The sequence below is a fragment of the Bacteroidales bacterium genome, assembly GCA_016707785.1.
In the GTDB taxonomy this organism is placed as follows: Bacteria; Bacteroidota; Bacteroidia; order Bacteroidales; family UBA4417; genus UBA4417.
Genome location: JADJGZ010000014.1, coordinates 135,611 through 145,984, shown reverse-complemented (window position 1 = coordinate 145,984; position 10,374 = coordinate 135,611). Strand labels below are relative to the sequence as shown.

The 10,374-nt window shown below is 39.1% G+C and carries 9 protein-coding genes; 7 read left to right on the top strand and 2 right to left on the bottom strand.

Features of this window, described 5'->3' with window-relative positions; all coding sequences use genetic code 11:
- Window positions 1–399: 399 nt before the first annotated feature.
- The 7 genes from IPH84_09745 to IPH84_09715 all read left to right on the top strand — a co-directional run bounded on the left by IPH84_09745 (window position 400) and on the right by IPH84_09715 (window position 7,691).
- Window positions 400–3,015 carry a response regulator gene (locus tag IPH84_09745; GenBank protein MBK7173501.1) on the top strand — a complete coding sequence of 872 codons (2,616 nt, stop codon included), beginning with the start codon at window positions 400–402 and terminating at the stop codon, window positions 3,013–3,015.
- Window positions 3,016–3,017: 2 nt separating this feature from the next.
- Window positions 3,018–4,160, top strand: a complete 1,143-nt coding sequence (locus IPH84_09740; protein MBK7173500.1) for a hybrid sensor histidine kinase/response regulator — start codon at window positions 3,018–3,020, stop codon at window positions 4,158–4,160.
- A gap of 199 nt (window positions 4,161–4,359) precedes the next feature.
- Entirely contained in the window at window positions 4,360–5,037 is a 678-nt protein-coding gene (locus tag IPH84_09735) for a hypothetical protein (protein MBK7173499.1), read from the top strand.
- Between the two features lie 15 nt (window positions 5,038–5,052).
- Window positions 5,053–5,412: a hypothetical protein gene (locus IPH84_09730; GenBank protein MBK7173498.1), complete on the top strand. Its 360-nt coding sequence runs from the start codon at window positions 5,053–5,055 to the stop codon at window positions 5,410–5,412.
- Between the two features lie 83 nt (window positions 5,413–5,495).
- Window positions 5,496–5,933 (top strand): hypothetical protein, encoded by a 438-nt coding sequence (locus IPH84_09725; protein ID MBK7173497.1) that lies wholly within the window; start codon window positions 5,496–5,498, stop codon window positions 5,931–5,933.
- Window positions 5,934–6,002: 69 nt separating this feature from the next.
- Window positions 6,003–6,875, top strand: a complete 873-nt coding sequence (locus IPH84_09720; protein ID MBK7173496.1) for a hypothetical protein — start codon at window positions 6,003–6,005, stop codon at window positions 6,873–6,875.
- Window positions 6,876–6,944: 69 nt separating this feature from the next.
- Window positions 6,945–7,691, top strand: coding sequence for a rhomboid family intramembrane serine protease (locus tag IPH84_09715; GenBank protein MBK7173495.1), 747 nt, complete (start codon window positions 6,945–6,947; stop codon window positions 7,689–7,691).
- Window position 7,692: 1 nt separating this feature from the next.
- Here IPH84_09715 and IPH84_09710 read toward each other — a convergent pair whose 3' ends face one another.
- Both IPH84_09710 and IPH84_09705 read right to left on the bottom strand, forming a co-directional pair.
- Window positions 7,693–8,616, bottom strand: a complete 924-nt coding sequence (locus IPH84_09710; GenBank protein ID MBK7173494.1) for a helix-hairpin-helix domain-containing protein — start codon at window positions 8,614–8,616, stop codon at window positions 7,693–7,695.
- A gap of 313 nt (window positions 8,617–8,929) precedes the next feature.
- Window positions 8,930–10,369: an amino acid permease gene (locus IPH84_09705; GenBank protein MBK7173493.1), complete on the bottom strand. Its 1,440-nt coding sequence runs from the start codon at window positions 10,367–10,369 to the stop codon at window positions 8,930–8,932.
- Window positions 10,370–10,374 lie beyond the last annotated feature (5 nt).

Below are 10,374 nucleotides of genomic sequence, written 5' to 3'. Positions count from 1 at the left end.
ATCCGACATCAAACATCCAACATCAAACATCCGACATTAAACATCCGACATTAAACATCCGACATTAAACATCCGACATTTTCAAAGAAATTCTCCCTATTTCAGTAAGGAAAGACTTAATTATCTACATCATCAACTTTGCATAATTAAAAAAGCATAAATTATCATTACTTATGATGTGGAAGGTTATTAAGTAATAGAAGGAAAAAGGTTTTTGCCGAAATGAATGAGGCTCCTTAAACAGGTAGTTATAGACCGTGTTATTGGATGATTGGCAATATCAAAGGGCTCTGCAAGCTCTTTTTGAAACTGTAAAAATTAATGCAGATGATGAGAAAGTCACAATTAACAAAAAATAGACGCATCCCGAAGATATTATTTCTGCTGGTAATTTCTGTTTTGTCAATATTATACATCCGGTATGTCTGGAATAAGACAGAAAAAGAACAAATTGAGAATATTCTTCAGACTACGCGATCCATCGGAGCAACTTTGCCGAAAAATGATTTAATGGCGCTTGAATTCACGGCAGATGATATTGGCAAGGAACAATATATGACCATTAAACAAACATTAATGGCTATTATTAAGGTAAATCCACAAGCCCGATTTGCCTACATCTATACAGAAAAAAACGGAAAAATATACTTTGTCGCCGATTCCGAGCCGGAAAATTCAGAAGACTATTCACCTCCCGGGCAGGAGTACACTGAGGCAAAGGCAGAAGATAAGCAGCCATTCAAAGATGGCAAAGAACTACTTACCACTCCTTTAACTGACCGCTGGGGAACCTGGATGAGTGCATTTATTCCAATAAAGGATGAATCCACAGGCAAAATCATAGCCGTTTTTGGAATGGATTATAATTCAAAATCATGGAATAAAAACCTAATGTTCAAGGTTGTACAATCAAGCCTTGTTCTGTTCATTGTTTTACTGTTAGGACTTTTATTTATTCTGAATATTCAATCGAAAAATAAGTTATTAAATTATGACCTGAGCGTTAGAAAGAAAGCTGAAGAAGACCTTGTGAGGCAGACGATGATGCAGAAGATTATCATTGAAATGGCATCTGACTATATAAACATTCCACTAGAGCGGGTGAACCATACTGTTAATGAATCACTAAAAACCATCGGACAATTTATTTCAGCCGGGAGCAGTTATATATATAATAGTGATGTAAAAAAACAAACCTTTTCCTGCGAATACGAATGGTATAACAGTGGTTTCGAACCTGGAATCGGGAACCTGCAGGACATTTCGTTTGCTGTAATCCCCGAAATGATAAATTCACACCAGAAAGGTGAAATTTATTCCATGGATGACATAAATAATTTACCTGCAAGCCGGCTCCTTGAAGATCTCAAAGCTCAGCATGCAAAAAGTATGGTAACGATTCCATTGATGTCAGGCAATGAATACATCGGATTTGTTTGTTATGTTTACCTGGATCAGATTCATACAAGAACAAAAGAGGAAAATTTATTGCTCCAGCTTTTTGCACATATGTTGGTGAATGTCAAGAAAAGAGCCAAGGCAGAGAAAAAGCTTGTTGAAACGAATATTTTCCTGGAATCTGCTACAGAGAAAGCTAAAGAAATGGCTGCAAAAGCAGAATTAGCCAATAAATCGAAAAGTGCATTCCTGGCAAATATGTCACATGAAATCAGAACACCCCTGAATGCAATTATTGGGTTCTCACAGTTGATGAATCGCGACAAACTTCTAACTGAATCACAACGTGAATATAATGTATCTATAATCCGGGCAGGAGAGCATCTGCTGGCCCTGATCAATGATATTCTTGAATTATCGAAGATTGAGGCTGGCCGTGTAGTTCTTAATCCTACGAATGTCGATTTACATTCCCTACTCGGCGATATTCAAATGATTTTCAAGGATCGTGCCCAATCTAAGCAGCTTCAGTTTATTTGCGAAGTAGCTGAGGATTTACCCAGGTATGTTTTTGTTGATGAAAGTAAACTACGCCAGATTTTTGTGAATCTCATTGGAAATGCCATAAAGTTCACAGAGGAAGGAGGGATTGCCATACGGACCCGTGCATCTGTGCTTGATAATGAAACCAATCTGCTTACAGTGGAAATCCAGGATTCAGGTCCGGGAATCCCGGAAGATGAACTTGATAAACTTTTTAAACATTTTGAGCAGACGACTACAGGTATAAAAAAAGGAAGTGGAACCGGCCTGGGCCTGGCATTAAGCCGCGAATTATCAATCCTGCTGGGTGGTAAAATATCTGTAACCAGTGAAGTTGGAAAAGGATCAATATTTACTTTCGAGGTAAAAATTCAACATGGTAGTGCAGATGCGATTGAAAAGAATATCACCAAAAGAGTTATAGGCATTGTAAACGGACACTCAGAACACCGGATTTTAGTTGTTGATGATAAGGATGAAAACCTGAGGGTAGCTGTAAATCTCCTCAAATTAGTCGGATTTGAAACCGAAGAAGCCATCAATGGAAAAGAAGCCATCGAAAAATTTGAATCATGGGAACCTCATCTTATCCTGATGGATATGCGAATGCCTGTGATGGATGGCTATGAAGCAACCCGACTGATAAAGGGGACAGAAAAAGGTAAACGCACACCTATTGTTGCCTTAACAGCAAGTGCTTTTGAAGATGAAAGAAAGAAAATGGAATCATTGGGAATGCAGGGCTATATTCGTAAACCATTCAGGGAAAGCGAATTGTTTAGCACCATGGGAAAAATCCTGGATATTGAATACCTGTATGAAGATGAAACACCCACCTCAAAAAACAATCAGCATATAAATAAAGTACTCATCCAGGCAGACATAGAAAAACTGCCTTATGCTCTCGTGCAAAGTATGCTGGAAGCTTTATCAGTTGCTGATTTGGACCTATTAATAGAACTTATTGAAAGCATAAAAGATGTAAATGCAAACATTGCTGAACAACTCATGGAACTGGCAAAAAATTATGAATATGGCAGTTTGCAGCAATTACTCACTCAAACTAAAGAATGATGATGGAAAATCTTTGTTTTTCTAATCAGAACATCCCAAATATATTGATAGTGGATGATATCCCTGCGAACTTAAAAGTATTGGGAGAGATACTTAAAAATGAAGGGTATAAGGTTAGGCCAGTGCCTAGTGGAGTAATGGCTCTGCAAGTTGCTGAAAAAGAAAAGCCTGATTTGATTCTCCTTGATATTATGATGCCCGAAATGGATGGATATGAAGTATGCCGTCGTATGAAAGCCAATGAGCATTTGTGTGAAATTCCTATTATTTTCATCAGTGCATTAAGTGAAACTGACGATGTAGTCAAAGCACTGAAATTTGGTGGCGTTGATTATATAACAAAACCTTTCAAAGCAGAAGAAGTAACAGCCAGAGTTGGCACTCATATTAAACTTCACCGCCAAAGTAAAGAACTTCATAATCTCAATATCACAAAGGATAAGTTTTTTTCAATTATCGCACATGACCTTCGTGGCCCGATGGGCGGATTTATGGGTTTGACAGATATACTCGCTGAAGAATTGCGTCGAATGTCAATGGATGATATTCAAAGATACCTTGAGAGCATGCGAAAAACTTCATCCAACCTGTTCAGGCTTCTTGAAAACCTCTTGCAATGGGCCCGCATCCAACAGGGTGCTATAACTTTCAACCCTGAAACAGTAAAACTCCTCCCTATTGTTCATGAAAACCTGGAACTAATGAAGGATGCTGCCATCCATAAAGGAATCCGCATCGATCTAAACATACCTGATCATTTATCGGTTTTTGCAGATATTAACGTGCTCCAAACTATTATGAGAAATCATATTTCAAATGCTATTAAATTTACACCAAAGGGGGGCAGAGTGAATATTTCTGCAAGAAACACTGATCAAAATGATGTTGAAATTTCCATAAGTGACTCAGGAATTGGAATGAAGAAAGCTATGCTGGAGAATCTTTTCCAGCTCGATGCCAAAAGCGGCAGGCCTGGCACAGAGGGAGAACCCAGTACCGGGCTAGGTTTATTATTGTGTAAGGAATTCATAGAAAAACATGGTGGGCAAATCAATGTTGAAAGTGAAGAAGGCAAAGGATCAAAATTCAGCTTTACCATCCCTAATAAAAGAATAACCCAGCCAAAGGTTGAGCAATGGGTGTGAAACTCGCAACAGCTTAGGAAAAAGGCTATAAGAGAATAAAATCTTCATAATTGCTATCCCTGATTACATTTTCTCGAAAGCAGGGCTAAAAAAATGATGAACATATATACGATTCTTGATATTTTACGTTAACTTGCTGAACAATTCAAATTTTAACATGTTAAGTTTTTACTTGGCATACATTCAACAATTTCTATAAATGACTTTACATTCTTCCTGTCCTTTGCGTGCTTTTCTGCTAATTGCATTCATTACATTGATATTTTCATCCTGCAAACATGAAGGTGAAGTCCAGCCAATTGTTCCTGGAATAAATGATTCCATTTGTTTTGAAACTGAAGTACTCCCAATTATTCAATCCAATTGTGCCAAGTCCGGATGCCATGATGGATCAGAAGAATTTGAACTAAATAGTTATGCTTCAATCCGAAGTAAAGTTGAACCAGGCAAAGCAAATAAGAGTGAATTGTATACAGCCATTACCACTTTGCAGTGGACCGAAGGTTTCATGCCCCCTTCACCAAGTGAACCTTTAACCAATGCACAGATTACAACCATTCAGCTTTGGATACTTGAAGGAGCTAATAATACACAATGTAACGATTCAGGATGTGATTCGTCAAACGTAACTTTTTCGGGAATTATTTACCCCATCATTGAGCTTAATTGTAAAGGATGCCATAGCGGAGCAAGCCCTTCCGCAGGTCTTTCTCTCAATACTTACTCCCAGGTGAAAGATGCTGTTGAAAACAAATCTTTACTTAACCACCTGTATAACCGGAACGGCGCTTCTATGATGCCACCTTCAAACCAACTTTCTGATTGTAACCTGGCTCAATTCAACAGATGGATCAACGATGGAACACCAAACAACTAAAACACCTTATCTTATATGAACAAACTCCTTGTAATATCTCTTTTCTCCCTAACATTATTTTTTGGCGGATGTTATTATGATAATGAAGAAGCTCTTTATCCGGGAACAACCTGTGATACAACTTCTCCAACATATCAACTCACCATCAGCCCTATAATTAGCGCAAATTGTCTGAGCTGCCATGCAGGTAATGCTCCTTCTGCAGGATTGACGCTGAGCACCTATGAACAAGTTAAATCTGCAGTCCAGAACAAAAACCTGCAGAATCACATCATGCAACAAAATGGGTTTTCCATTATGCCACCTTCCGGACAAATGACTAATTGCAAAATTGATCAATTGAATAGCTGGGTAGCCGCTGGAATGCCTAACTGATCTATGTACCCTGCCTTTTGTAAATTAAAGAGATCAGGTTACAAGTCATTTATATGAGTGCATTAACCCAAAAACCAAAAATCATGAATAAATGGATCAAAATAATATTAGTTCTCGCAATAGTGGGAGCTTTAGCAGCCTATCTTGTCTTCAGGTTTTATGTAAATAAACCTCATGCTGACATTGAAAAGGCCACACCTGCCTATACCATGAGTTCTGAAGCATTGTGGAAAGAGTACAATGGTGATATGAAACTTGCAGATTCTTTGTACACCGGTAAAGTAATTGAAATAACCGGTAAAATGGACCGGACAGATCAGTCAGACTCACTAGTGTTTGCTGTTTTTGTAATGGAAGCTGATTCCATGTTCGGTGACAAATCCATCCGCTGTGAACTCCTGAGCAAATACAATGCGGAAGGATTGGCTATAGCGAAAGGCACTGATGTGAAAATTAAAGGATTCTGCAATGGATTTGATATGACGGATGTCAAATTCAGCAAATGTTCTTTTGTAAAATAGCCTTGTTCAAACTTCTTCGAAAAACAAACTCCAATGTCATTATCACCTAAGCTTTTTTTCTCTGTATTAATAGTCTTAATCTTACAAACCAGCCCTCTTAATGCCCAGGACGATCTAATGAATCTCCTCAATGATGAGGCTCCGGCTACCGACTATGCCTATGCAACTTTCAAAACAACTCGCCTTGTTCTTGGGCAATCTGTGGAAAGCCCTGCTCCTGGAACACTGCAATTCCTGATAGAACATAATTTCGGCAGAATCAATGAAGGTGCTTATGAATTCTTTGGACTAGATAAGTCGACAATTCGCCTGGGACTTGAATATGGTATTAATGATTGGCTTTCTGTTTCTATTGGAAGAAGTAATTTTGAAAAGACCGTTGATGGAGCTGTTAAAGCCAAAGTATTACGACAAAGTACCGGAAAACGGAATATGCCAATTTCCTTAATTTTTTATTCCAGCACTTCAGTAAATGGATTGAAATGGCAGGATGAAACGCGTACAAATTATTTTTCTTCAAGACTGGCTTTTTGCAATCAGTTGCTTCTGGCCAGGAAGTTCTCAAATGCATTCTCATTTCAATTAACACCTACTATGATCCATAAAAACCTGGTAGCCACGCGAAATGAGCCTAATGACATATATGCTCTTGGAGCAGGGGGCCGGATCAAACTAACTCAGAGGACTTCTTTAAATGCCGAATATTTCCACACCTTCAATGGCAATGATGACAAGAAATTTAAGGATGCCATAGCTGTTGGTTTCGATATCGAAACGGGAGGCCACGTATTCCAACTGAGGGTCAGTAATTCGCAGCCAATGTTTGAAAGAGCCTTTATAACAGAAACTACCGGGGACATAACCAAAGGTGATATATATTTCGGTTTTACTGTAAACAGGGTGTTCACAATCGTTAAGCCAAAATCTTTCAGGGAGAATTAGCCCCTGTCATTATGGCAGTAACTCTATTTTGGGCTTTCATTTGTTAGTAAAGAATTCATTTCCTGAATAATGGATTCTACTGATAAAAAACGGTTTATACATAGCCTTCTGGCGCCGGCAATTCTGATCCTTTTGATCTGGGCTGTTTGGTTAGTTGAGTACATATCCCATCAGGATTTTTCAGGTTATGGCCTTCTCCCTCAGCATTGGTCAGGTTTGAAGGGCATCCTTCTCTCTCCATTCCTGCATGCATCTTTCGCTCATATTTCAGCCAACTCTGTCCCCCTTTTTGTGCTGAGTGCCGGACTTTTTTACTTCTATGAGAGACTGGCATACAGAATTCTTGCACTCTTATGGATTACCACTGGTTTCTGGGTGTGGATCTTTGCCAAAGATACCGGGATTCATATTGGCGCTTCAGGAATTGTATATGCTTTGGCTGGGTTCCATTTCATGGGTGGTGTGCTAAAAAAAGAGGCAAGGTTAATGGCTTTTTCTTTGGTTGTAGTTTTCTTATATGGTGGATTGATCTGGGGGATTATTCCTGATTTCTTCCCTGAAAAAAATATCAGCTGGGAATCACACCTCCTTGGTTTACTTGCAGGGGTAATGATTGCATTCTTCTACCGTTCTTATGGTCCACAGAAGAAGGAATACCTCTGGGAGGATGAAGATGATGAACCCGATCAGGAACCGCCTGCTATCTCAGAAATTGAACCCTTATCAAATGATAACGGGACTCCCCTTGAAGAAACTACTGTAACACCTCCGTTTAAAATAGTCTATCACCTTCGAAAAGATGAAACTAATCCTTGATTTAGTTTTGAAAATTGAAATAAGGAATTATTTTTCGTAAAACTTCATCTGATATTTCCGGAACTCCTTTTATATCCAGTGCTGATCGAAATCCCCCTTTCTGAATCCTGGCATCAATAAGCTTTTTTGCCAATTCATAAGATAAATATGGATGATATTTTATCTCCTGTGCACTTACAGTATTTATCGGTATCATGCGATAAGGTCCTTTCCCGACAGTACACAGTTCCTTGATCAAACCTAAACGTTGTGAGTCAAAACCATAGACTTCCAATAGTTGATCCACTGAATAAAAACCTCCCAATTTCTCCCTGTATTTCACAATCCTTCGGGCAAAAGCTGGCCCTATTCCCCGCAACTCCATCAACATATTGGTATCAGCCTCATTTATATCTATCAGCAATTGCTTAGAGGCCTTTGAACAGCTTGTATTAGGGGCTTCTTTTCTGGATACCTGACTTTGAGGAATCGTTATATAAGGTTCAAGCTTCATATACAAGTTCCCATCAATCCCATATATCTTTTTAAGATCTTCCTTTTTGTAAAATCTGCCACCCTTTGCTTCATAATTCTTTATTACCTTGATCTGCCAATCCTTCAATCCCAATTTCCGCCAATTTTCATTTGATAATCCATTGGGATTAAATAAAAATGGAATTGTTATAAATTCTTGCTTATTATTTGAAAACCCGGATAATGTATCATTTTTTAAATCACCCTGCTTCAAAGTATCCCTTCTTAGCCCTTCTTCAAATGCTAAAATATCCTTTGAAAACGCTGTAATATCCTCAATCTCTGGTCGATAAAACCTTGAATAGACTGATGGAATAAGCAAGATAGTAAAGGATAAAATAATTAAAACAATACTTCCTCTTCTTTCTGTGGAATTGAAATCAAAAAATTCCTTGAATTTATTTGGAGTCATGATATAAAATATTGAAATATGTGGAATGTCGGATGTGGAATGATCGGATGTGGGATGTCGGATGTCGGATGTAGGATGTCGGATGTATGATGTTAGGAATTCGGATGTATGATGGATGGCGGATGCATGATGGCGGATGTATGATGGCGGATGTCCTAAGATCCAAGTCTCAAGATCCAAGTCCCAAATCCCAAATCACCAGCTCACCAAATCTCCAACTCACCCTCATCCCCATCTCCCCGTCTCCTAATCTCCTCATCTCCTCATCTCCTCATTTCCTCATCACCACATCTCTACATGGTCCAATAATAGGTTAAGTCTTTTCATTTTTCCTGCGAAGTCCTTTCCAGAGATAATAGACAGGAATTCCGGTAAGAATGATATAAAGCCCCGGACGTGTATGTTCAGGTTTGTAAACAAGTAAAATATACATCAATAACAAGGCTGCCAGGATATAGATAGCGGGCAGGACCGGATAACCAAATGCCTTATAAGGACGCTCAGCATCAGGCCTTTTTACTCTCAAAACATAGATACCTATAATGGTTAGCACATAAAATATAAGAATAGCTATAACAACATAATCCAGGAGTTCAGAATATGTCCCTGATAAGCATAATAAGGAAGCCCATATAGCCTGGAAGATCAGTCCATTTGCAGGAACCCCTTTGGAGTTCAGTTGACCGGCTCCTTTAAAGAACAGGTTATCCTTTGCCATTGCGTAATACACACGTGCACCGGACAGAATAAGTCCATTATTACAACCAAAAGTGGAAATAACAACAAAAACGGCCATAATCAATGCAGCCCCGGCACCAAACAATCCATATATAGAGGCTGTCCCCAGGCGATCGTTTGTTGCAAACTGTATTCCTCTTTCCATTACCGTGGTGCCATCAGGATTCCCTCTGAGTGGAAGGGTATTGAGATAGGCGATATTAGCAAGTATGTACATGATAATCACTAATGAAACGCCGATTAATAAGCTATATGGAATATTTTTCTTTGGATTCTTTACCTCAGCTGCTGCGAGTGTGATACTATTCCATGCATCAGCAGAAAAAACGGAACCGACCAGCGATACACCTATTGCAACTACTAAGGCCCAACCTGCCAAACTACTTCCATCCAGGGAAACCGCTTTCCAGTATATGGCTTTGTTGGCTTCCACAGCCGGGGCATTATTTGCGATGAAAAGCCCGATGATGATAAACCCGAGTAATAAAACTACTTTAGTGATAGTGAATAAATTCTGGACCCATTTTGCTTTCTGAACACCAAGCATATTATTATAAGTCAATAGAGTAATCATCACAATTGCCAGCAAATGGACCGTTGAAATATTAATGGGCCCTATCTCAATAAGGTGATGGGATTCAGAAAACCATGGGACAAGAACCCCCATGTATTTAGCAAAAGCCATTGCAACAGCTGCAATTGTACCGGTCTGAATAACCATAAAAAAAGTCCAGCCATACAGGAATCCACTGAACGGATTAAACGCCTCCCGAATATAGACATATTGACCTCCGGCATGTGGCATCATGGCAGCAAGCTCACCATAACTCAAAGCTGCAATAATGGTTATCACTCCGGTGATGATCCATGCAATCAGCAACCAACCGGGAGAGCCCAGGTGTCGCGACATCTCGGCACTTACAATAAAAATCCCCGAACCGATCATTGATCCTGCAACGATTGCAGTTGAATCAAGCAGATTCAAACTTTTTCTGAAGCCTGTTTCAGTGCTCATAGGGC

Bases quoted from the DNA above. Each gene is read 5' to 3' on its own strand.
- IPH84_09740 (MBK7173500.1), top strand. From the start codon at position 3,018: ATGGAAAATCTTTGTTTTTCTAATCAGAACATCCCAAATATATTGATA.
- IPH84_09735 (MBK7173499.1), top strand. From the start codon at position 4,360: ATGACTTTACATTCTTCCTGTCCTTTGCGTGCTTTTCTGCTAATTGCA.
- IPH84_09730 (MBK7173498.1), top strand. From the start codon at position 5,053: ATGAACAAACTCCTTGTAATATCTCTTTTCTCCCTAACATTATTTTTT.
- IPH84_09725 (MBK7173497.1), top strand. From the start codon at position 5,496: ATGAATAAATGGATCAAAATAATATTAGTTCTCGCAATAGTGGGAGCT.
- IPH84_09715 (MBK7173495.1), top strand. From the start codon at position 6,945: ATGGATTCTACTGATAAAAAACGGTTTATACATAGCCTTCTGGCGCCG.
- IPH84_09710 (MBK7173494.1), bottom strand. From the start codon at position 8,616: ATGACTCCAAATAAATTCAAGGAATTTTTTGATTTCAATTCCACAGAA.
- IPH84_09705 (MBK7173493.1), bottom strand. From the start codon at position 10,369: ATGAGCACTGAAACAGGCTTCAGAAAAAGTTTGAATCTGCTTGATTCA.